Origin of the sequence: Serratia aquatilis (assembly GCF_044865145.1) — a bacterium.
GTDB classification, from domain to species: domain Bacteria; phylum Pseudomonadota; class Gammaproteobacteria; order Enterobacterales; family Enterobacteriaceae; genus Chania; species Chania aquatilis.
On sequence record NZ_CP173186.1, the window covers coordinates 2,911,155 to 2,934,287 of the forward strand.

Sequence of the window (23,133 nt, forward strand, 5' to 3'; positions counted from 1 at the left end):
TACCGCCTTTTTTCGCTGCCAGCTGCCTTCAGGCTACCGTCATTTGCCCGGCATACAGAATGAAATAGCGCAACAGCAACACGCCGCACAGGCTGCTACCGCTGATCAGCAGAATATGAAGCTGGGCTTTGCCCCAACCAACTGCTTTCAACAACAACGGCAAGCACAGCCCGACACCTACGACACCCAGCCAGAACCACCAGGCCCAGAAGCCACCGCCCAGCGCCGCCGACAGCGCGCGTAGTTTACCGTCATCCCCCAACCACAGGCCGATAAAAAAGGCCGCCAGCAGGAAGATCTCCAGCCAGACCACCGGAGTTTCTAGACGATGCAGAAAATGTAATTCCTTGCTGTGCTGTTCGCCCTTAGGGCCGAACACAAAGGCTAACAACGCCACTGCGATCCCTGATGAAACCCCTGAGAACAAAAACAGTGCGGGTAGCAATGGGTTATTGAGCATCGGGTAGGATTTCAGCGCTGACAACAGGAACCCGGTATAAGCTCCCAGCAGCACGGCCAGCACCATCATCAAGGTTTCAATCGGGCGCATAAACGGCAGTAAACGCGCCAGCAGGTTGGGGATCAGCGTCAACTTCGGCAACCAGCGCTGCTGTAGTGCAGCGACTTCGTCACGGAAAATCAACGCCAGCCAAACCACCAGCACCAGCATATACACCTGGAACAGCATAACCCCCATCGACATCACCGAGGTGAAACTGTAATGAAACATCAGTTTCCAGAAGGTCCATGGGCGCGTCAGATGGAAAATCAGGATCACTAGCCCCAACATGACCGAACTGGGCGCAATAAACAGCGTTGTGCGCATGATGCGGCTATGTGAGGTGCCTTCTTGCGGGTGGTAGCGGCGCAGCAGAATACTCAGGGTTACCAGACCAGCGGAAATCCCGATCAGAAACAGGTAAATCGCGATCGGCCAGTCCCAGACTAGAGAGTCAAAATGAAATGCAGAGGTCATTGACTTATCTCCCCATATTTAAAAGGCACGCGATACATTTTAGGCCGGGTACCCAGCGCAATTTTGTAGCGGTAAGTCGTGGTCTGCCTCAGCAGGCGCGAGATATCACTGTTTGGATCGTCGAGATTGCCAAAGATCAGTGCCTGAGTAGGGCAAGACAGCACGCAGGCAGGCTGTTTACCCTGGCGAAGATTGGTTTTGCGGCAAAAATCGCATTTATCCGCCGTTTTGCTGATCGGGTGAATAAACCGCACCCGATAAGGGCAGGCGGCAATACAGTATTGGCAACCGACGCAAAGATCCGGGTTAACGTCGACAATCCCGCTGGCAGCATCACGGAATGAAGCCCCGGTCGGGCAGACATCCACACAGGGCGCATCATCGCAATGCTGGCAGGAATGGCGGAAAAACCGATACTTCACATCAGGGAAATTACCGATCGGTTCACTGCGGATAATCGTCAGGCGCGAAACACCTTCCGGTACCTGGTTAACTTCACGGCAGGCGTCCATACAGGCGGTGCAACCGATGCAGCGCGATTCATCATGCACCATGCCATAACGCACGCCATTCACGTTCATCGTGCGTGCCAGCACTTTTTCTACCGCAGTAGACGCCACGGCCAAAACGCCTATCCCGGTAATAAAACGGCGTCTTGAGCAGCTCATGGCTGCTCCTTACCCAGCCGCACGGCTGCTGGATTAAACGCCGGATCATCCTGTTGCTGACGGTGGCAATCCACGCAGATCTGTACCCGCCCCTTATCACTCAACCCCTGCATTTTATCCAGCTGAGGATGAAGCTGATGGCAACTGGCGCAAGTGACTTTTGCCAGATGAACATCATGTGGCCAGAAGGCTTTTTGCAGCGCCTCCGGCAGATGGCAAGACATACAGACGCTATTTTGCGTTTCTACGCCATACATCGGCTCATTAAAACGCATCACATCTTTCACCCCTTCGCGGTGGTGCAGTGAAGGATTACCGTGGCAGTTGGTACAGGTTATCGGTAGCTGGTTATTTGGGTTGATCGCACTAGCATGTTTGCCATGCATCGCATTTTGCTGCGGCTTATGGCAGCGCAAACAGGCATCATCGGGGTTACGCTGTAACGTCACGTCAGCGGTTTTCTGTTGCACCACCGGGCCAGCAGTCTGGGCTGATATCGGTAATACTGTCAGCCAAAGACAGCAGACCAGCACCCCGGTAGTTAATAACGAACGCAGTACGCTCATATTCACTCCATTTCTTTACGCCCCGCGCACGGGGCGGAGGGGTTATTGGCTGAGTCGCCCGGCTTTACGCGCCTGCTCATCCCACTGCGGTACCACAGTCTTGAGGAATTCCTGCTTTTCCGCATTGAGCTGTGGCATATCCATACCCAAGGCCAACTGCGCCTTTTGTTTGGTAGAAATATCCGGCAACGGGATTTCATGGCTGATACCTTTGGTTGCCAGCAAGCGAAGCAGTTTGGTGCGGGCCTGCGCGGCCTGATCAAGCGCGGTGCCCAATACCCGCAACGCGACGTCCGGGGCATGCATATGGATGCCGTGCGACGCGATAGCATAATCCCAGCGCCATTGCGCATGGCGGATATCCGTCAGGATCGGTTTCATCTCAGCCTCGGTGGCCCCCGCGTCCCATGCGGCTTTCGCCTCAAAGTGCGCATGCACCAATTGGTCTTCGACCTTCAGCTTGATCTCGGTGATATCTGCTTTACGCTTGGCCACGACCCCTTGCAGACTAGCCTTATCCTGGGTATGGCAGGTGGCGCAGGTTTTTTCGAAGTTATCGAATGGGTTTCCGATTTTATGGTCGGTATAGATCTTGCCTTGGGCGTTTTGCACTTTCGGCATGTGGCAGTCGATACAGGTCACGTTGTTTTGCCCATGCACACCTGCGCGCCAGGTTTCATATTCCGGATGCTGGGCTTTGATCATCGGTGCTTTGGACAGTGGATTGGTCCAGTCGGAGAAAGCGATATTGTCGTAGTAGATTTCCATATCATCGACGGTTGTCCCATTCTTCCAAGGGAATTTCACCGCTTTATCTTTGCCATCAAAATAATACTCAACGTGGCACTGCCCGCACACCATGGCTTGCTGATCGAATCGCCCCGCTTTATCAAAGGGTTTACCGATCGCCTCCATTGCCCGAGCAGCATAAGGACGGGAAAGCGTCAACGCTGGTTTACCTTCGGCGAATTCTGCTGAAGCGGTATTATGGCAGTCCCCGCAGCCGAGGTTGTTAACTATTTCCGGGCCGCCGCGCGCCCATTTGCCATGGAAATACCCTTCTTCACCCTGCTCGGTGATCATTCTGGCGACATCTGGGCTTTTGCAACTCCAGCAAGCCATTGGCAATGGCCCATCTTCCGCAGTTTTTGGTGCCCCAGTGCGCAGCGTTTCACGCACATCCGTCAAGGCATAGGCATGACCGCGCGGTTTCTTGTAGTCTTTAGCAAAAGGATATCCGGCCCACAGAATCACTAGGCGCGGATCTTCCCCCAGCGCATCGCTCTGCTCCGACTGCTCTGACGTTGCTTTCCATGATTGGTATTGATCGGGGTGAGGCGCAGAGAATGTTTCGTTTTTGGCTTCTATCTTCTGCGGTACGGCGGTTTTAGAGGCGTCGGCTTGTAGCGAAAACGAGACAAGCCCCGCACAGATCCCTGCCAGAAAAATGGCCAATATATCGCTTACCTTAGTCATAAGCATTCCATCCATTTAGCCTGCGTGTTAACAGCGGCTTATTAGTTATTAGATCCACAAAGGACATATGATCGACATTGCACGCTATGGATAACATAGACCACACAAAAATTGTTGTCTTTAATCAAGTTAAGGAGGGCTAATTCACGACTTCGATTGAATTTTGCGAAATGGCGCAACACAGCAGAACATGCTTACAAATCAACTACCTAATAAGAGGTATATGATGAGTTGCGTGTGAGAGAGGTTTCACTTAAGCTGCGTTCCGAACACCTAGGCTGTGTCCCTTAACTGCACGCGAGCGCCACTGGCGGTCATTTTCGCGCAGGGCAAGGCGTGAGCCGCGAGGTTTGGTGGACCAAATAAGCGGCAAACAACGCAGCAATGCGCGCAAATGGCCCCAGCCCGAAGGGTCGCGCCCCAAAAGCCCGTTCGAAGTAAAGTCGGGCTTGAACAGAGGCCCACTATGCCCTTCGCCCTCCGCCTTGATAACGGGCTTTTGGGTCTGCGACGGCACCACGGACAGTTAAGGGACACAGCCTAGTTGGCTTCCTCAATCCTAAAGCCGTTCACACTGACGTCAAGAAACGGCTTTTCCCATATTGCGGCAGTACTGGCTAAAGAACTCGACGCAAACCTTCAGTTTGGTTGAAGAGTAAAGCGGCATTTGATACACCGCCCAAATATTGGCACTTTGAGCATATTCGGGAAGAACCTGCACTAAGCTGCCATCCAGCAAAAAAGGCAATACGTCCCATTCTGAGCGCAACATAATGCCTTTGCCATTCAGCGCCCAATGCAGAACGATCTCACCACTGTTAGACGAAAGATGCCCGGATATTTTGACCGATTTCTTGCCTTGCAGATTCTCCAGCTCCCAGATACCAATGGTTTGGTCACGCTCCTTGGTAACCAGGCAGTCATGGTGCTGTAAATCTGCCAGTGTCTCTGGCACGCCCCGTTGTTGGATATACCCCGGTGAGGCGCAAAGAATTCTCCGATTCTTGGCAAGTAATTTGGCAATATAATGATCGGGAATATCATCATTAATCCGGATATCCAAATCCACATTATCCCGGTTAAGATCAATTTGCCGATCAAATAGCTCAAAATTGATTTGTAACTCCGGGTAATTTTCCATTATTTCCATAATAGCAGGTGCAATATAAGCGCGACCAAAGCCGAAACTGGAGCCAATACGAATCATACCTACCGGCTGCTCTTTAATATGGGTCACTTCATCCATTAAGTTTTGCAACCTTTGCATAATTTCTAACGCATGTTCATAGGCCGTTTGTCCACTTTCAGTCAGTGCCATACCGCGAGAGGAACGGTTGAGTAACCTCACACCGAGCAATGACTCCATTTGCTGGATGCGCTTGGTCACAAAAGCCGGGGTTTGCCCCAGGGCTTCGGCTGCGGCACCAAAGCTCCCAGTATTAACCACCGCAATAAGCACCTGTAAATCTTTGGGTTGCGGATAATGTTTTAATGACATAACGCTTTGGCCTCACTGTATTTCATCGCAACACCAAATGGTTACGAATAGTTTACGCTATAGCTCTTTATATGTTTTTCTTTAGTACATTTATGTTAAAACGGTTTCCCCCTGAATTTTCACCTTGGATTCATTACCTTGAATTAAAACAAATAATGGTAATTAACGTTATGTGAATTAATGGTTCACAATCCAGTTGAAGATTGCCCCACAGCGCTATGTTAGCGTTTATTCAGGCCAAGAAAAATGACTTAACAACTCATTAATTTTGAATGTGTTGATTTAAGCCTGACGGGAGTCACATTTATGGACGTAATTGATAAAAACACACAGGTGGAAAAACTCACCCGCATTGTTGCCAATTTCACGGCAATGATTTCAACAAGAATGCCGGATGACGTTGTCGATAAATTAAAACAGCTAAGGGATTTAGAGCAAGACGGTATAGGTAAGATTATTTACCATACAATGTTTGAGAATATGGAAAAAGCCATCTCATTAAACCGGCCTGCCTGCCAGGATACCGGTGAAATCATGTTTTTCGTTAAGGTAGGAACAGCCTTTCCCCTGTTGGCCGAATTACAGGCCTCGCTAAAACAGGCAGTGGAAGATGCGACTGTTTCGGCACCTCTGCGCCATAACGCAGTAGAAATATTTGACGAAGTCAACACGGGCAAAAATACCGGGTCGGGGGTGCCGTGGGTAACCTGGGAACTGGTTCCCGAGGGGACGGACGCGGAAATTGAAGTCTATATGGCCGGCGGTGGTTGTACATTGCCTGGCCGCGCCAAAGTCTTAATGCCAGCCGAAGGCTATGAAGGCGTAGTGAAGTTCGTTTTTGAGAATATCTCCACATTAGCCGTTAATGCCTGTCCACCGGTACTGGTCGGGGTGGGTATTGCCACTTCTGTAGAAACCGCCGCGGTACTCTCCCGCAAAGCCATTTTGCGCCCTATCGGTAGCCGCCACCCTAACCCAATCGCAGCAGATCTTGAGTTGCGTTTGGAGCAGGGACTCAACCAGTTAGGTATTGGCCCACAAGGGTTAATGGGAAAAAGCTCGGTGATGGGGGTACATATCGAGTCGGCAGCTCGTCATCCTTCCACAATTGGTGTTGCCGTCTCTACGGGATGCTGGGCCCACCGCCGCGGAACACTGCTGGTTCATCAAGACCTGTCATTTGAAAGCATTTCCCATACCCGGGAGGCATTATGAAAAAGATCCTGACTACGCCAATTAAAGAACAAGACTTGGCTGATATCAAAGTGGGAGACGTTATCTATCTCAATGGCACCTTGGTTACCTGCCGCGATGTCTGCCACCGCCGGCTGATCGAACTCAAACGCGACATCCCCTATGACTTGCGCGGAAAAGCGATTTTCCACGCGGGCCCAATCGTACGCAAGAACGGTGATAAATGGGAGATGGTCTCCATTGGCCCAACCACCAGTATGCGGATGGAAAGCTTTGAGAAAGCGTTTATCGAGCAGACCGGCGTTAGGCTGATCGTCGGTAAAGGTGGCATGGGGCCAAATACCGAGGCTGGCTGCAAGGAATTCAAAGCATTACATGTCATTTTCCCTGCGGGTTGTGCGGTAGTCGCGGCAACACAGGTAGAAGAAATCGAAGAGGTTCACTGGACTGAGCTAGGCATGCCGGAATCATTATGGGTTTGTAGGGTTAAGGAGTTTGGCCCGCTGATTGTCTCTATCGACACCTTTGGCAATAACCTGATCGACCAAAACAAGCAGGTTTTTGCCCAACGCTGCGAACCCATCGTTGAGGAAATTTGCCAGCACGTGCATTACATCAAGTAATCCTCCAAGAGGGGCCTCGGCCCCTCTTCACCGATAATTAGCAGAGGATCCAACTATGGCAAAGCTTAATTTGTCATGGCGATGGGCCGCACCCGTGTTGGTTGCGCTCGCCCTCGCCCTGTGCCCGACGCCAGCGGGGTTACAGCCCCATGCCTGGCTCTATTTTTCTGTTTTTCTTGGCGTTATCGTTGGATTAATACTTGAGCCAGCGCCAGGGGCCGTGGTGGCAATGACCGGGTTGGCGATTATCGCTATTCTCTCCCCTTGGTTGTTATTTAGCCCAGAACAGCTAGCTGTGCCCGGCTTTAAATATACCTCCAGTTCGCTTTCCTGGATGGTTTCCGGTTTCTCCAACTCGGTGATCTGGCTGATCTTCGCCGCATTTATGTTTGGTACCGGCTATGAGAAAACCGGACTGGGCCGGCGTATTGCGCTAATCCTGGTGAAGAAAATGGGGCATAAAACCCTGCTGCTCGGTTATGCCATCATGCTCTCAGAACTGCTGCTCGCGCCGGTTACGCCTTCCAACTCGGCGCGCGGTGCCGGTATTATCTACCCGATTATCCGCAACCTACCGCCTCTTTATGACTCCCAACCCAATTCATCAAGTGCGCGGAGTATCGGTTCTTATGTTATGTGGATGGGTATCTGTGCCAACTGCGTGACCAGCGCCATTTTCCTTACGGCGATGGCACCTAACTTGCTGCTCGTCGGGTTGCTCAAATCGTCATCACACGCGGCAACGTTATCCTGGGGCGACTGGTTCATAGGGATGTTGCCTCTCAGCCTGCTGCTGATTGCACTGGTGCCGTGGCTGAGTTACCTGCTCTACCCACCGCAAATCAAATCCGGCCCGCAGGTACCAAAGTGGGCCTCTGCAGAATTGAACGCTATGGGGCCACTCAGCCTGCGTGAAAAGAAAATGCTGGCATTAATGATTATCGCCTTGTTGCTATGGATTTTCGGTGGGCAATACATTGATGCCGCACTGGTGGGTTACGCCGTGGTCGCTTTGATGTTGCTGGGTAAGATTATTACCTGGGACGATATCATCAGCAATAAAGCAGCATGGAGCGTCTTTTTCTGGCTTGCCTCGCTGATTGCGTTAGCTACCGGGCTTAATAAAGTTGGCTTTATCAACTGGTTCGGCAAGCTGATCGCCGAGGGTTTGCAAGGGTTCTCAACTTCTATTGTCATGGTGTTGCTGGTAGTGGTGTTCTATCTGCTGCGCTACTTTTTCGCCAGCGCAACCGCATATACTTCTGCGTTAGCACCGATGATGATAGCCGCAGCGTTGATGCTACCCGCGATCCCACTGCAAACGTTCAGCCTGATGATTGGTGTGGCAATTGGTTTGGGGAGCATCGTCACGCCCTACGCAACCGGACCTAGCCCAATTTATTATGGCAGTGGTTATCTCCCTACTACCGACTACTGGCGACTTGGGGCAATCTTTGGTCTGATCTTTTTAGTGCTGTTAATCGTCACCGGATTAGTCTGGATGCCGCTGGTAATGAGTTAACTTGTGACTTTAATGTCTGAGTTTGCAGCAAAGCGGCCACAGCTTAACCATCTGAGCCAAAACTGCGAAAATATTCTTGACCGGTTAGCGTACTCTCCCTATAGTTACGCCCCGTTGCACTGAGTAGCGGGGCAACAATACGGTGAGGTGTCTGAGTGGCTGAAGGAGCACGCCTGGAAAGTGTGTATACGCGTAAGCGTATCGAGGGTTCGAACCCCTCTCTCACCGCCAAATTTAACAAAAAAGCCTGAACGCAAGTTCAGGCTTTTTTGTTGCATGTGTGCATTTTATCGCCCGATCACTGCTCATCAGTCACCTAAGCGGTAAAAACACCACTTTTCCATTGCTGATTGTCTTAGGGCAAGCTTTCGAGGTCGCGACTCCGAGGGCTAACGCCAACGACAATCAATCTTCCCTGCATTGATACAAATCTAGATATCTACCCAAATAAAGGCGTATTGTAACCGTCAGCTATTCGAGACGGACCTCATCTGGCCCGCCATTCCTTTCTCTTTTCTGGATCTGGTTTGCAACATAGATGAAAACGCACCAAATTAACGGGATTCGCCCCTTCAGCGCCCTGATAGACGCCTGCTGGCGGGAACCTTATTCACTCCAACGCTTGCTGAAAGATGCCATTGCTGGCGTTACCGTTGGTATTATCGCCATCCCACTGGCGATGGCACTGGCAATTGCCAGTGGCGTTCCACCGCAATATGGCCTCTACACTTCAGCGATTGCCGGCATAGTGATAGCCGTCAGCGGGGGCTCACGTTTTAGCGTTTCCGGCCCTACGGCAGCCTTTGTGGTGATCCTGTACCCTGTATCGCAACAGTTTGGGCTTTCCGGCCTACTGATAGCAACCATGCTTTCCGGGTTGTTCCTGGTAATTATGGGCCTGGCTCGGTTTGGCCGCCTGATTGAATACATCCCACTTTCCGTCACGCTGGGTTTTACCTCTGGTATTGCGATCACCATCGCTACCATGCAGGTGAAGGATTTCTTTGGATTGCATCTGGCCGAAGTTCCAGAAACTTACGTCGGTAAAGTCAATGCACTGTTTCACGCGCTCCCGACCCTGGACTTTGGTGATACGCTGATTGGTGCGGTCACGTTGCTGATCTTACTGGTGTGGCCAAAATTGGGGCTGCGCGTTCCTGGGCACCTGCCCGCGCTACTGGCCGGGACTGCGGTAATGGCCATTCTGGCGATGTTCGACCATCAGGTAGCTACTATCGGTTCACGTTACAGCTTTCAACTGGCCGATGGCTCCATTGGTCAAGGGATCCCACCGATCCTTCCACAATGGGTACTGCCCTGGAACCTGCCTGCCGCTGATGGCAAACCGATGGAATTAAGCTGGCATATGCTTTCGGCCCTGCTGCCCGCTGCATTTTCCATGGCCATGCTGGGTGCTATTGAGTCGCTGCTTTGCGCCGTGGTGCTGGATGGAATGACGGGCAAAAAACACCACTCCAATGCCGAATTGATTGGTCAGGGTGCGGGTAATATTATCGCTCCCTTCTTCGGTGGGATCACCGCAACGGCAGCCATTGCCCGTTCAGCGGCTAACGTGCGGGCTGGCGCGACTTCGCCGGTATCGGCCATCATCCATTCACTGTTGGTTCTGTTGGCACTGTTGGTGCTTGCTCCGTGGCTTTCTTATCTCCCGCTGGCAGCCATGGCATCGCTGTTGCTGTTAGTGGCATGGAATATGAGTGAAGCGCATAAGGTCATTTATTTGCTCCGCTGCGCGCCAAAGGATGACATTCTGGTCATGCTGTTGTGTATGTCACTGACCGTGATGTTTGACATGGTGATCGCGATTACCGTGGGGATTGTATTGGCTTCGCTGCTATTTATGCGCCGTATTGCACTCATGACGCGGCTCAGTGAGTTGAGTGCCGAGAATGGCCGCCTGGTCATCCGTGTAAACGGACCGCTGTTCTTCGCTGCCGCAGAGCGTATTTTTAACGAGCTTCTGTTTCGTGGTGAGGACTATCACACTATCGTGCTGCAGTGGGACGCCGTACCAGTATTGGATGCAGGTGGCTTGAACGCCCTGCAACGCTATATTGAGGCGCTGCCAGCCGATAAACAGCTAGTAATAACCGATATCCCCTTCCAACCGTTAAAAACTCTGGCGCGCGCGCGCATGAAACCGATCGAGAGTCGATTGCATTTCTATCCCACCCTGCCAGACGCACTGGCCGCATTGGATGCCAGTTAAGCAGATCAAAAAGGCCCGGCATATTTTGCCGGGCCTTTCAGACTGCTGATAAACCCCGTTATTAGGGAGAGCGTGCAGATGGGGTCGTAACGGCGTAAGCCGTCGGAGCGCCCCTCGGTGCGCTATGCCCGGGTATCTTGGGTCAGAAGGCGACTTTGTCATTAATCTCAAAGGTCCGGCATATTTGCCGGGCCTTTTCAGTTAGCAATCAACTTAATTGCTGGTATCCAGTTCTGGGAAGCTTTTCACCAGATCATCAATCGCTTTCATTTGCTTCAAGAAAGGTTCCAGCTTGTCCAGCGGTAATGCTGAAGGGCCATCACACTTGGCGCTGTTAGGTTCTGGATGGGCCTCGATAAACAGCCCTGCCAAACCTACTGCCATGCCTGCGCGAGCCAGCTCGGTTACCTGAGCGCGGCGGCCACCGGAAGCGGCACCAAAAGGATCACGCGTCTGCAATGCATGGGTGACGTCAAAAATCACCGGGTGGCCACCTGTGACATTTTTCATCACGTTAATCCCCAGCATGTCCACTACCAGGTTGTCATAGCCGAAGTTGCTACCACGATCGCACAGGATAACCTGATCGTTACCACCTTCTTTGAATTTATCAACGATGTTGCCCATCTGACCGGGGCTGACAAACTGTGGTTTTTTAACGTTGATCACCGCGCCGGTCTTGGCCATCGCTTCCACCAGGTCGGTCTGCCGCGCCAGGAAAGCAGGCAACTGGATCACATCGACCACTTCAGAAACCGGCTTCGCCTGTGCCACTTCGTGCACGTCGGTGATCACCTTCACACCAAAGGTGCTTTTGATTTCCTGGAAAATTTTCATTCCTTCTTCCAGACCCGGCCCACGATAGGAGTGGATGGAAGAGCGGTTGGCTTTATCAAAAGAGGCTTTGAAAACGTAAGGTATGCCCAGTTTCTGCGTCACGGTAACGTAGTGTTCGCAAATGCGCATCGCCAAATCGCGTGACTCAAGTACGTTCATACCGCCAAACAGCACAAACGGCAGATCGTTCGCTACGTTGATGTCACCAATGCTAACCACTTTCTGTTTCATGCTTTCGCCTTAGTTGAAGATAAATCAAAATTAATTAATGCAGCGTGACCTGTTTCAGCTCAATCGAATGGATTTGAATTTTTATCACTTCACTGACCGGATCTTCAGGGCACTGCTCAACAAAATAGTTAAGGTCGGAAATAGCAATATGATTGCACTCTAACTGCGCATAAATCAGCCCACGGTCACGGATTTCATAAGGATCATCCGGGTCAAAACTCAACACCGCTTCGCTGGTTCGCAAGGCCAACTCCATCTGCTTTTCTTCCATCAGCGTGGCTTTCAAGGTGTCCAACATTTTGCGCACCACCAGAATGTTTTCTGACTCATCCAGATCGCCATCTTCCAGTTCCGCACCCAACCCCAGATTACCCTTCAGCCAAACCTCTAGCTGATGCTCGTTCAGCGTTTCACCGTTCAACGGGTTGATCAGCCACATCTCTTCATCCAACCAGTCGCCACGCAGTATCAACTGTGTTGGAAAAATCACAGGCATCAGCGGCAAATCCAGATGATGAGCAATATGCAGGAAAATAGTTCCCAATGAGACCGGGGTACCTTGACGAGAGTCCAGTACTTTATCCAACCAGATAGCGTCAGAAAGCCGATAAACCCCGCTGGCCCCACCAAACCCCCAGGTTTTAAAGAATAAAACGATGAGGGCATCCAATTGATCTTCCTGATTGAGATCGTCAGAGATCGTGGCACGTGCCTCTTCTGACAGGAGCTGTAACTTGCGCTCCACTTCAGCCACCGGGAAATCACGCCGGATAGCCTGCGATACCAGGATCACGCCTTCACTCAGGAGGGATGCGTTAAATTCGAAATCAGCAATGCTACTCATAGGTATCCCATCAAAAACGGTATTTTCGTCGTGGCAAGTTTAATTATCAGATACAAGCAACCCAGAGCCAGAACAAATGCCCAGGTACGTGCAGCCCAGTTTTGCGTTTTCTTGCCTAATGCGACATAGCCCAGCAGGATATAGATGATAACGCCAAACAATTTCTCGGTCAGCCAGGAATCCATGCCAAAGAGTGGATATAGTTTGAGCATCACCACCAAAGCCGCACCACTGACCAACAGCACTGTATCATTAACATGGGGGGTTATCTTGACCCAGCGCTTCTGCATCATTGGGGAATCACGCCACTTCCAGAAAAAACGCAGTATAAACAATGTAATACTGATAAAAACCGTTAATAAATGTAGGTTTTTTAGAACCGTATAGGCGGCCATGGCAGCTTCCTTATTGTTTATTATGCTTTTTGACCTAGCGTCACACGTTCATTGCTACCGTAGTCACGGTGGGTTTCAACTGCGTTAAATCCTGCTTTATTCAATAACGTTCGCACATTTTCACCCTGTTGCCACCCATGCTCAAGCAGCAACCAGCCCTGCGGCAGCAAAAAGCCTGACGCCTGTTGCACGATTGTCGCCAGATCAGCCAAGCCGTTATCGGCAGCAATCAATGCGCTACTAGGCTCAAAACGCACATCGCCCTGCGCCAGATGGGGATCAGCTGGATCAATATACGGAGGGTTGCTGACAATCAGTGTAAATTTTTGCCCAGCCACTGGCGTAAACCAGTCACCTTGCTTGAAGTGTGCATTACCAATCGCCAATTTCTGCGCATTATATCGAGCCAACATCACGGCATCAGCTTGTAGATCGATACCTGTCACCTGACAATCGGGCCGTTCACTGGCCAAAGCCAAAGCAATGGCACCGGTGCCAGTACCCAGATCCAGAATGGCGCAGGGTGCCTCGGGTAAGCGGGCCAAGGCCAGTTCAACCAGACATTCAGTATCTGGACGTGGGATCAATGTGGCAGGAGAAACCGACAGCGGCAGAGACCAGAACTCACGCTCTCCCACCAGATAGGCCATAGGCTCACCACGCTCGCGACGAGCCAATAGAGCATCAAGCTGCTCTATTTGCATCGGTGTCAGAAGAGTTTCACCGAATGCCAGCAGGAAAGTCCTGGTTCGGCCAGTAACGAAGCCCAGCAGGATCTCCGCATCGCGTTTGGCGCTTTCACTCTGCGCAAGGCGCAATGCAGCGGTTTTCAGCCAGGTTTGACAATCCATTACTCAGGCTCGGCAGACAGTGCGGCCAACTGGTCGGCTTGATATTCCTGCACGATCGGCTGGATCAACATATCCAATTTCCCTTCCATTACTTCATCCAACCGATAGAGCGTCAGGTTGATGCGGTGGTCGGTAACTCGGCCTTGCGGGAAGTTATAGGTGCGGTTGCGGTCGGAACGGTCACCGCTGCCTAACAGGTTACGGCGCGTAGAGGCTTCTTCCTGTTGGCGTTTCGCCATTTCGGCGGCACGGATACGCGCCCCCAGAACTGACATCGCCTTGGCTTTATTCTTGTGCTGCGAACGTTCATCCTGGCACTCAACCACAATGCCAGTCGGTAAGTGGGTGATGCGGATCGCCGAGTCAGTGGTGTTAACGTGTTGCCCACCCGCCCCGGATGAACGGAATGTATCGATTTTCAGATCGCCTGGATTGATATCAGGCATTTCCGCCTCAGGCACTTCCGGCATCACCGCCACCGTACAAGCAGAGGTGTGAATACGCCCCTGAGATTCGGTCTCCGGCACACGCTGCACCCGATGCCCACCGGATTCAAACTTCAACTGGCCGTAAACGCCCTCACCAGAAACCTTGGCGATCACCTCTTTGTAACCACCGTGTTCGCCTTCGTTGGCACTCATTATCTCAACGCGCCAACGGCGGGTTTCAGCGTAACGGCTGTACATACGGAACAGATCGCCAGCAAAAATCGCCGCTTCGTCACCGCCAGTCCCGGCTCGCACTTCCAGGAAGCAACCCCGCTCATCATCAGGATCTTTGGGTAGCAGCAATACTTGCAGTTGCTGTTCCAGTTCTTCTGTCGCCGCTTTCGACTGTTTCAGTTCTTCTTGCGCCATTTCACGCATTTCAGGGTCATCCAGCATCATTTCTGCCGTCGCGAGGTCTTCCTGCACCCGGCGCCATTCCAGAAAACAGCGGCTAACATCCGTCAACTGAGCATATTCGCGCGACAAGGCACGAAACCGATCCTGATCGGCAATAACACCGGCATCACCGAGTAATGCCTGAACTTCCTCATGACGCTCTTGTAACGCTTCCAGTTTGGCAACAATAGAAGACTTCATGCGTGGTTTTAAACCCTGTAAGTAAAAGATAACTAATGCTGATCCAGCCCGAGGCTGTCGCGTAAAATTTGTAACCGCTCCATGTCGCCATCGCCGGCAGCTTGCTGGAGGGATTTGGTAGGGGCATGAATAAGACGATTGGTCAGTTTATAAGCCAGCTCATGGATCACTTGTTCCACGTTGGCACCTTGCGCAATGGCGGCAATCGCTTTCGATTCCATTTCCGCACGGATTTCGTTGGCCTGGGAACGGTAGTCGCGGATGACTTCTGTCGCGCCCTGTGAGCGCAGCCAGGTCATGAAATTGCTGCTTTCTTGCTGGACGATCGATTCAGCCTGCACAGCCGCCGCCTTGCGCTGCGCCAGATTACTCTGAATAATCGCATGCAAATCGTCCACACTGTACAGATAGGCGTTTGGCAGGTTACCAACTTCAGGCTCTATATCGCGCGGAACGGCAATATCCACCAGCAACATGGGCTGGTTGCGTCGTGCTTTCAATGCGCGTTCTACCATGCCCTTGCCGATAATTGGCAACGGACTGGCAGTGGAGCTGATAATGATATCGGCATCCGCCAGGCGTTCGTCGATCTCAGGCAGCGTGATCACCTCTGCCCCCACCTCTTTGGCTAACAGTTGAGCGCGTTCGCGAGTGCGGTTGGCGATGATCATGTGCTGCACATTATGCTCGCGCAGATGCCGAGCCACCAATTCTATCGTTTCCCCCGCGCCCACCAGCAGAACGTTGAGTTCAGAGAGAGATTCGAAAATCTGACGGGCTAGCGTACAGGCAGCAAAGGCTACAGACACCGCGTTGGCACCGATTTCAGTTTCGGAACGCACACGCTTGGCTACAGAGAATGACTTTTGAAACAGACGCTCCAACTCACCGGAAAGTGACTGACCACGCTGTGACTCGGCAAAAGCTTTCTTCACCTGACCGAGGATTTGGGGCTCCCCAAGTACCAAAGAGTCCAGCCCGCTGGCAACGCGCATTAAATGACTGACAGCATCGTTGCCTTGGTGCCAATAGAGACTCTTGCTGACTTCTTCCGGGCGCAGGTGATGATAATCACATAACCAGGCAACCAGCCGCTCACGGATGTCACCGTGCCGTTCAACACTGAGATATAACTCAGTACGGTTACAGGTAGACAACACTACGCCGCCCTGCACCATTGGCTGTTGGAGCAAGCTATTCAGCGCTTTATCGATCGACTCCGGAGAGAAGGTGACACGTTCTCGCAGAGAAACCGGAGCAGTTTTGTGATTAATACCTAACGCCAGAAGGGTCATTGCTTCAAGTAATACTTCTCTTGGTACGGGTTCTCATTGATCGGCATTCTACTTGATGCACGAGATCAATAAAAGTAACAACGGCATGTTCCACACAATCACTGATATAGTTATTTTCTTGACACCATCTGTTGAATAACATTATTGACGTTGTGGCGTTCCACCGCTAGCGTGAGCGCTGAAAAAGTTTTCTCCGAACGTGCCCGCAAGGACAAAAGGACAACAAAAAGTTATGCCGACCCGCAATGTGAATTTGCTTCGCCTAATCCCCTTGGCCAGCCTGCTTCTGGCTGCGTGTACCCTCAATAAACCGAGTGGTCCGGCAACCAGCCCGACCTCGCCTCAGTGGCGTGCTCACGAGCAGGCCGTGCAGAAACTTGAGCAGTATCAGACCCGTGGCGCCTTTGCCTACCTGTCCGATGAAAAGAAAGTTTATGCCCGCTTCTTCTGGCAGCAATTCGCACCAGAGCGTTACCGCCTGCTGTTGACCAACCCGCTGGGCAGCACTGAATTAGAGCTGAACGTGCAGAAGAGCGTGGTTCATCTGACCGATAACCAGGGTAAGCGTTATGTCAGCGATGATCCTGAATTGATGATCCGCAAACTGACCGGAATGGCAATACCGCTGAATAATCTACGCCAGTGGATGCTCGGCCTGCCTGGTGATGCCACCGATTTCAGCCTCGACGATCGCTATCGTCTGAGCAAACTGACCTATCAGCAAGGCGATCTGACCTGGACGGTGACCTATCAGGATTACAATACCGACCTGATGCCCCCTTTGCCCAGCCGTCTTGAGCTGCAACAGGGTGAGCAACGCATCAAGCTAAAAATGGATAACTGGACGCTTAAATGACCCACCAGTGGCCCTCACCGGCAAAACTTAATCTGTTTCTTTACATCACTGGCCGCCGTGCAGACGGCTACCATCAGTTACAAACGCTTTTCCAGTTCCTTGATTACGGCGACACGCTTACTATTCACCCTCGCCAGGATGATAGTATTCAGTTATCGACCCCAGTCGCAGGCGTGCCTGACGAACAGAACCTGATTGTGCGAGCCGCTCGTCTGTTGCAACGCTACTGTTTAGAACACGGGATTGCCACACTTCCGCGTGGCGCAGACATCAGCATAGAGAAGCGTTTGCCAATGGGCGGCGGCCTCGGTGGTGGGTCATCTAACGCCGCCACGGTGCTGGTAGCGCTGAACGAACTTTGGCAATGCGGCCTCAGTGACGATCAACTGGCAGAAATGGGGCTTACCCTTGGTGCCGATGTTCCGGTATTTATCCGTGGGCATGCCGCCTTTGCTGAAGGGATCGGTGAGCAGTTGCAACCGGCCAGTCCGGCTGAAAAGTGGTATTTGGTCGCTCATCCTGGCATCAGCATCCCTACGCCGGTAATTTTTGCTGATAAAGAATTAAAAAGGGATACCCCGATTCGCCCGCTGAGCGTGCTGTTGCAGGCTCCTTACGCAAATGATTGCGAACCAATCGCAAGAAAACGTTTTCGCGAGGTTGAACAGCTTCTTTCATGGCTGTTACAATACGCGCCGTCACGCCTGACTGGCACAGGTGCTTGTGTGTTTGCTGAATTCGACTCCGAGCCCGCTGCCCTTCAGGTGTTAAATCAAGCCCCGTCGTGGTTGCGAGGATTTGTAGCGCGAGGCGTTAACGTCTCTCCACTACATCGCATACGTTCTGGGCAGTTTGAGCCGTAACTCAACGTTTCGCTGTATGGGACCATTCACATCTGGCCCAGACATCTCAGCGCTGCCTGCGGTTCAATATTAGTTTTACATACCCGTATGTATATTGCGTCGGCGTTGGCCAACTGCCCCTTGGCGAAGGCCGTATGACAATATCTTCTCTGGACGCATGCCTGAGGTTCTTCTCGTGCCTGATATGAAGCTTTTTGCTGGTAACGCCACCCCGGAACTAGCACAACGTATTGCCAACCGTTTGTACACCAGCCTTGGTGACGCCGCTGTAGGTCGTTTTAGCGACGGCGAAGTGAGCGTGCAAATCAACGAAAATGTACGCGGCGGTGATATTTTCATCATCCAGTCCACCTGTGCACCCACCAACGATAACCTGATGGAACTGGTTGTTATGGTTGATGCCCTGCGTCGCGCCTCCGCTGGCCGTATTACTGCTGTTATCCCTTACTTCGGTTATGCCCGACAGGATCGCCGTGTGCGTTCCGCTCGTGTGCCAATCACTGCCAAAGTTGTTGCCGATTTCCTCTCCAGTGTGGGGGTTGACCGCGTATTGACGGTGGATCTGCATGCTGAACAGATTCAAGGCTTCTTCGATGTTCCAGTAGATAACGTGTTCGGTAGCCCAATCCTGCTGGAAGACATGCTGCAACAGAACCTGGTAAACCCGATTGTGGTTTCTCCCGATATCGGTGGCGTAGTTCGTGCTCGTGCTATTGCCAAACTGCTGAATGATACCGACATGGCTATCATTGATAAACGTCGCCCACGCGCAAACGTTTCTCAGGTGATGCACATCATCGGCGATGTAGCAGGCCGTGACTGTGTGCTGGTCGATGACATGATCGATACCGGTGGTACTTTGTGTAAAGCTGCAGAAGCGCTGAAAGAGCGCGGTGCCAAGCGCGTATTTGCCTACGCGACGCATCCGATCTTTTCCGGTAACGCGGTGGAAAACATTAAGCACTCTGTCATTGATGAAGTGATCGTCTGCGACACCATTCCGTTATCGGCGGAAATCAAAGCGCTGAAAAATGTCCGTACTCTGACCTTGTCCGGTATGTTGGCTGAAGCCATCCGCCGTATCAGCAACGAAGAGTCAATTTCTGCAATGTTTGAACATTAATCTGCCTGGCTGGTGCGGTTAATCGCTGCACCAGCCCGTTACTGTCAGCTTGCTTGAGCCCCGCTTGCGTTCTATTTTGCTACACAAGCTGGCGTCGCAGAAAACAAAAAACCCGTTGAAGCATTAGCAACAACGGGTTTTTTACTTGTCGTGGAACATAACCTCAAACCTTAGTACGTAAGCGTATCCTTGCTGTTACACGCCACAATCCGTTTGGCGCTATTGATTAATGCTGTGAGCGATACGGGTTATTCCGGCAACGTTTATCGAAATGTTTAACCCACCAGTAGCGATCCGCAACCTGCTCACGCCCACCAATACGTGCACCAACCAGCCAAAGCAAGGCGCCAATAAAAATACTCATAATGGCACCGTGAGCAAAAAACTGTGGCAAGTTGAATTGTGATACTTCAGTCAGAATGGAGTATCCTACACCTCCAACCATAACTACCATGCCCAATCCCATTAACACGTTGCCTATCAGATCTGCACTTTTACGTTTCATAAGTCCCCCATAGTGCTTTGCGCCAAAAGAGGGATAACAGCTAACTCGTTAACCCACTTTGTTAAACCAAGTATAGGCATGAATACCGCATGGGTATTGAGCAAGGGATCACAAATGGTAAAGAAACACTGACAAATCTTTACACCTTGCTAAATATTAGCGAACAAATTGAAATATTTTTTTAATGTTTTCTGATTTTCCGCTGCCAAGCACGCTCGCTGTTAGGCTTTTGTCATTCCTCCCATCGGCAGGTAAACTAGTGCCCTTTCTATTACCTCGACCAAAGTGAATCACCCAGTGAGCAGTATCAAATTGATTGTTGGCCTGGCAAACCCAGGCGCAGAGTATGCCAATACAAGGCACAATGCTGGTGCATGGTATGTAGACTTGCTGGCACAGCGCCACAACCAGCCGCTGAAGGAAGAGAGTAAATTCTTCGGCTACACAGCGCGCCTGAATTTGGCTGGCAACGATGTACGGCTATTAGTCCCTACTACATTTATGAACTTGAGTGGTAAAGCCGTTGCTGCGATGGCAACCTTTTACCGCATCCTGCCGGAAGAGATCCTGGTAGCTCACGATGAGCTGGATCTGCCGCCAGGTGTAGCCAAACTGAAGTTGGGGGGAAGCAACGGGGGCCATAATGGTTTGAAAGATATCCAGAACAAGTTGGGAAATACTCCGAACTTTTACCGCTTGAGGATCGGCATTGGTCACCCTGGTGACAAAAACAGAGTTGTGGGATTTGTCTTGGGTAAACCGCCATCAGCAGAACAAACGCTGATTGATGATGCAGTTGATGAATCAATACGTTGCACAGAGATTTTGTTAAAGGAAGGCATGGTAAAAGCAATGAACCGTTTACATGCCTTTAAAGCCGGTAACTGATTGCCAGGCTAAGCAAAAAATTTTGCTTAGCCGAATTTTTTCACCGGGCAGAAATGGCACAGCTTATTGTGCTGGCACGCAGGTGTATCTTGTTCAGCAGTCTGCAGCGGAATAGTTATAACCTTGTCCACTTTTACCTTGTTTTTCCTCACGTTAATAGGCCTTACGATTAAGGTCTTTTTACGTTCATTGCGAAAATGAATAATAAAAGAAATCACAGAGATAAATAATAGCACCGGAGCAGAAAACTCATAGACTCCATTCAAAGAATAAACTTCCCTACTAAAAAATCACTCAGAAAATAATAGAAGAATGCTATCTTAAAAAAATAGCGCCAGCAATACCTCTAGATAATTTTGTTATCATTTACCCTAAAATAATTAAATTCGGTTGGGATGTTCCTTATATTTGAGTTAAAAAAAACCAACAATATAAGATAACTCCATAAAGCTAACTCCTCAAAAAGTAATTATCACTATTATGACTCAGCATTAGATTAATCTCACATGGGTCATTTTGGTCATTAATAACCCAATTAACCTAATAATAATGTGGTTATTACCAGCAAAAGTAATCACTTTGGCAAAGAAGTCATTTGCATGTTGTAAGCAACGAGAGTTAAAAAGGCAGGTTAAGAAACACGCGATGCCACGGGCAGATCGAGAAAATCGCTGGTTCCGTGTATAATGATACGAAAAATTTGCCCTCTATGCAGTAGGTTAACATTAACTTACTGATAGTTAAGATATTTAAGGTGACATAAACATGGGATTCAAATGCGGTATCGTCGGTCTGCCTAACGTTGGCAAATCCACCCTGTTCAACGCGTTGACCAAAGCGGGTATTGAAGCAGCCAACTTCCCGTTCTGCACTATTGAACCTAATACCGGCGTGGTACCAATGCCAGACTCACGGCTGGAGCAGTTAGCCGAGATCGTCAAACCCCAGCGAATCTTGCCTACTACTATGGAATTTGTTGATATTGCTGGGTTAGTTAAAGGTGCCTCGAAAGGCGAGGGCCTTGGCAACCAGTTCCTGACCAATATCCGTGAAACCGAAGCTATTGGCCATGTGGTCCGCTGCTTCGAGAACGACAATATTATCCACGTGAATAATAAAGTAGACCCGGCGGACGATATTGAAGTGATCAACACCGAGTTGGCACTGTCTGATCTAGAGACTTGCGAGCGCGCGATTCATCGCGTCCAGAAGAAAGCCAAAGGCGGTGATAAAGACGCGAAAGCAGAACTTGCCGCGCTGGAGAAATGCCTGCCGCAGTTGGAAAACGCCGGTATGCTTCGTGCGTTGGACCTCACTGCAGAAGATAAAGCCGCTATTCGCTACTTGAGCTTCCTTACACTGAAGCCAACCATGTACATCGCAAACGTCAACGAAGACGGTTTCGAAAATAACCCATATCTGGATGTAGTGCGTGAGATTGCCGCGGCAGAAGGTTCAGTGGTGGTCGCTGTTTGTGCTGCGGTCGAGTCCGACATTGCAGAACTGGAAGATGAAGATCGCGCAGAATTTATGGCAGAGCTGGGTCTGGAAGAGCCGGGTTTAAACCGCGTGATCCGTGCCGGTTACGAATTGCTGAATCTGCAGACCTACTTCACCGCTGGTGTGAAAGAAGTCCGCGCCTGGACAATCCCTGTTGGTGCAACAGCGCCACAAGCGGCTGGTAAAATCCACACCGACTTCGAAAAAGGCTTTATCCGCGCGCAGACTATCTCCTTTGAAGACTTCATCACCTACAAAGGTGAGCAAGGTGCCAAAGAAGCAGGGAAAATGCGCTCAGAAGGAAAAGATTACATCGTTAAAGATGGCGATGTGATGAATTTCTTGTTCAACGTCTAAGTCATTTTGCACGTCGCATGGCCTCTCACGATTTTTGTAGAGGCCATGCAACCATTCAGAAGTCATGCAATTGCATCTTATACTCGTCATACTTCAAGTTGCATGCAGGCGGCAACTGAGCGAGTAAGGCAGCCAACACCCATGCAGCTTGAAGGGCGACGGGTATATAGTGTCGCTAATACCAAACCGCAAATAAATCAAGCTCAGCATAAATTATTAAAATTAATCCTGCTCATATCAAAGCACGAAAATAATAACCCTAGTAATTATTATCTCGATGTATATTCCTCACATTCCCTTGGTAACTATTATTTACTTTTTATTCCACCATTGTATTTTACCAAAACACAGCTACATTTTTAATGACTGCCCGATTTCATGTTACATGGATGTACCTTTCTTAATCAGTGAGGTTTACCATGAGCACTTGCAAATTCGCATGTATTTCGGCCTCCATCGGTCTCATGTTGCTCGTCAGTGCCCCCTTTGCTAGCGGCGCTTCAGGCGGTGTCATCCATTTTACCGGCGCTATTGTTGATAGTGGCTGTACTTTTAATAATACACAGCGAAGCGTAAACATCGGATGTTATAAGGGTGGAAAAGAAATCCAGACTAAGGCATCAATTAATTCATCGAAAATTAACTTCGCTCAAGGCACTGTCACCGGAATAAAATGGCTTAACACCAAACATACCCTTGGTATTATGAATGTTTCTTACCATTAGTTTTTATCTGTAATGCACCAGCATC

Annotated in this window: 22 protein-coding genes and 1 tRNA gene; 11 read left to right on the forward strand and 12 right to left on the reverse strand. The window is 50.5% G+C overall.

Annotated features, from left to right (window positions below; genetic code table 11):
* Window positions 1-28 precede the first annotated feature (28 nt).
* The 5 genes from nrfD to SAQUA_RS13160 all read right to left on the reverse strand — a co-directional run bounded on the left by nrfD (window position 29) and on the right by SAQUA_RS13160 (window position 5,184).
* Window positions 29-976 (reverse strand): cytochrome c nitrite reductase subunit NrfD, encoded by a 948-nt coding sequence (gene nrfD / locus SAQUA_RS13140; RefSeq protein WP_380675591.1) that lies wholly within the window; start codon window positions 974-976, stop codon window positions 29-31.
* Complete coding sequence (gene nrfC, locus SAQUA_RS13145; protein WP_380675593.1) at window positions 973-1,644, reverse strand: cytochrome c nitrite reductase Fe-S protein; 672 nt, start codon at window positions 1,642-1,644, stop codon at window positions 973-975. Before nrfC ends, nrfD begins: the two co-directional genes overlap by 4 nt.
* A complete protein-coding gene (nrfB, locus tag SAQUA_RS13150; RefSeq protein WP_380675595.1) occupies window positions 1,641-2,210 on the reverse strand; it encodes a cytochrome c nitrite reductase pentaheme subunit in 570 nt (189 codons plus the stop codon). Before nrfB ends, nrfC begins: the two co-directional genes overlap by 4 nt.
* 42 nt (window positions 2,211-2,252) lie before the next feature.
* Complete coding sequence (gene nrfA / locus SAQUA_RS13155) at window positions 2,253-3,686, reverse strand: ammonia-forming nitrite reductase cytochrome c552 subunit (RefSeq protein WP_380675597.1); 1,434 nt, start codon at window positions 3,684-3,686, stop codon at window positions 2,253-2,255.
* Window positions 3,687-4,266: 580 nt separating this feature from the next.
* Window positions 4,267-5,184, reverse strand: a complete 918-nt coding sequence (locus tag SAQUA_RS13160; RefSeq protein WP_380675599.1) for a LysR family transcriptional regulator — start codon at window positions 5,182-5,184, stop codon at window positions 4,267-4,269.
* Window positions 5,185-5,490: 306 nt separating this feature from the next.
* Between SAQUA_RS13160 and ttdA the strand changes: the two genes are divergently transcribed.
* From ttdA to dauA, 5 genes are all read left to right on the forward strand, one after another.
* Window positions 5,491-6,399, forward strand: a complete 909-nt coding sequence (gene ttdA / locus SAQUA_RS13165) for a L(+)-tartrate dehydratase subunit alpha (protein ID WP_380675601.1) — start codon at window positions 5,491-5,493, stop codon at window positions 6,397-6,399.
* Complete coding sequence (ttdB, locus tag SAQUA_RS13170; RefSeq protein ID WP_380675603.1) at window positions 6,396-7,001, forward strand: L(+)-tartrate dehydratase subunit beta; 606 nt, start codon at window positions 6,396-6,398, stop codon at window positions 6,999-7,001. The genes ttdA and ttdB overlap by 4 nt, the downstream gene beginning before the upstream one ends.
* Before the next feature lie 55 nt (window positions 7,002-7,056).
* On the forward strand, window positions 7,057-8,523 hold the full coding sequence (locus SAQUA_RS13175; RefSeq protein WP_380675605.1) for an anion permease: 1,467 nt from the start codon (window positions 7,057-7,059) through the stop codon (window positions 8,521-8,523).
* A gap of 141 nt (window positions 8,524-8,664) precedes the next feature.
* Window positions 8,665-8,754 (forward strand) — tRNA-Ser (locus SAQUA_RS13180).
* Between the two features lie 307 nt (window positions 8,755-9,061).
* Window positions 9,062-10,753: a C4-dicarboxylic acid transporter DauA gene (dauA, locus tag SAQUA_RS13185; protein ID WP_380675607.1), complete on the forward strand. Its 1,692-nt coding sequence runs from the start codon at window positions 9,062-9,064 to the stop codon at window positions 10,751-10,753.
* Window positions 10,754-10,966: 213 nt separating this feature from the next.
* Here the strand turns inward: dauA and kdsA are convergent, their stop codons facing one another.
* Genes kdsA through hemA form a run of 6 tightly spaced genes read right to left on the reverse strand, consistent with a single transcriptional unit; the run spans window position 10,967 to window position 16,291 of the window.
* Window positions 10,967-11,821: a 3-deoxy-8-phosphooctulonate synthase gene (gene kdsA / locus SAQUA_RS13190; protein ID WP_380675609.1), complete on the reverse strand. Its 855-nt coding sequence runs from the start codon at window positions 11,819-11,821 to the stop codon at window positions 10,967-10,969.
* Between the two features lie 34 nt (window positions 11,822-11,855).
* Window positions 11,856-12,665 (reverse strand): invasion regulator SirB1, encoded by an 810-nt coding sequence (sirB1, locus tag SAQUA_RS13195; protein WP_380675611.1) that lies wholly within the window; start codon window positions 12,663-12,665, stop codon window positions 11,856-11,858.
* On the reverse strand, window positions 12,662-13,060 hold the full coding sequence (locus tag SAQUA_RS13200) for a SirB2 family protein (RefSeq protein ID WP_380675613.1): 399 nt from the start codon (window positions 13,058-13,060) through the stop codon (window positions 12,662-12,664). The genes sirB1 and SAQUA_RS13200 overlap by 4 nt, the downstream gene beginning before the upstream one ends.
* A 20-nt stretch (window positions 13,061-13,080) precedes the next feature.
* Entirely contained in the window at window positions 13,081-13,911 is an 831-nt protein-coding gene (prmC, locus tag SAQUA_RS13205; RefSeq protein ID WP_380675615.1) for a peptide chain release factor N(5)-glutamine methyltransferase, read from the reverse strand.
* The gene (gene prfA / locus SAQUA_RS13210) at window positions 13,911-14,996 is read right to left on the reverse strand and encodes a peptide chain release factor 1 (RefSeq protein ID WP_380675617.1); all 1,086 of its coding nucleotides are present in this window, start codon (window positions 14,994-14,996) and stop codon (window positions 13,911-13,913) included. The genes prmC and prfA overlap by 1 nt, the downstream gene beginning before the upstream one ends.
* Window positions 14,997-15,028: 32 nt before the next feature.
* On the reverse strand, window positions 15,029-16,291 hold the full coding sequence (gene hemA / locus SAQUA_RS13215; protein ID WP_380675619.1) for a glutamyl-tRNA reductase: 1,263 nt from the start codon (window positions 16,289-16,291) through the stop codon (window positions 15,029-15,031).
* A gap of 232 nt (window positions 16,292-16,523) precedes the next feature.
* Between hemA and lolB the strand changes: the two genes are divergently transcribed.
* From lolB to prs, 3 genes are all read left to right on the forward strand, one after another.
* Window positions 16,524-17,147, forward strand: a complete 624-nt coding sequence (lolB, locus tag SAQUA_RS13220) for a lipoprotein insertase outer membrane protein LolB (protein WP_380675621.1) — start codon at window positions 16,524-16,526, stop codon at window positions 17,145-17,147.
* Window positions 17,144-18,010, forward strand: coding sequence for a 4-(cytidine 5'-diphospho)-2-C-methyl-D-erythritol kinase (gene ispE, locus SAQUA_RS13225; RefSeq protein ID WP_380675624.1), 867 nt, complete (start codon window positions 17,144-17,146; stop codon window positions 18,008-18,010). The genes lolB and ispE overlap by 4 nt, the downstream gene beginning before the upstream one ends.
* A gap of 175 nt (window positions 18,011-18,185) precedes the next feature.
* Window positions 18,186-19,133 carry a ribose-phosphate diphosphokinase gene (gene prs, locus SAQUA_RS13230; protein WP_095996084.1) on the forward strand — a complete coding sequence of 316 codons (948 nt, stop codon included), beginning with the start codon at window positions 18,186-18,188 and terminating at the stop codon, window positions 19,131-19,133.
* Window positions 19,134-19,359: 226 nt separating this feature from the next.
* Here prs and ychH read toward each other — a convergent pair whose 3' ends face one another.
* The gene (gene ychH / locus SAQUA_RS13235; RefSeq protein ID WP_380675627.1) at window positions 19,360-19,638 is read right to left on the reverse strand and encodes a stress-induced protein YchH; all 279 of its coding nucleotides are present in this window, start codon (window positions 19,636-19,638) and stop codon (window positions 19,360-19,362) included.
* Window positions 19,639-19,935: 297 nt separating this feature from the next.
* Here ychH and pth point away from each other — a divergent pair, with 297 nt between their 5' ends.
* The 3 genes from pth to SAQUA_RS13250 all read left to right on the forward strand — a co-directional run bounded on the left by pth (window position 19,936) and on the right by SAQUA_RS13250 (window position 23,108).
* On the forward strand, window positions 19,936-20,526 hold the full coding sequence (gene pth, locus SAQUA_RS13240) for an aminoacyl-tRNA hydrolase (protein ID WP_380675629.1): 591 nt from the start codon (window positions 19,936-19,938) through the stop codon (window positions 20,524-20,526).
* Window positions 20,527-21,291: 765 nt separating this feature from the next.
* The gene (ychF, locus tag SAQUA_RS13245) at window positions 21,292-22,383 is read left to right on the forward strand and encodes a redox-regulated ATPase YchF (protein WP_380675631.1); all 1,092 of its coding nucleotides are present in this window, start codon (window positions 21,292-21,294) and stop codon (window positions 22,381-22,383) included.
* A 419-nt stretch (window positions 22,384-22,802) separates the two neighbouring features.
* Entirely contained in the window at window positions 22,803-23,108 is a 306-nt protein-coding gene (locus tag SAQUA_RS13250; protein ID WP_380675633.1) for a hypothetical protein, read from the forward strand.
* The last annotated feature ends 25 nt before the right edge of the window (window positions 23,109-23,133 follow it).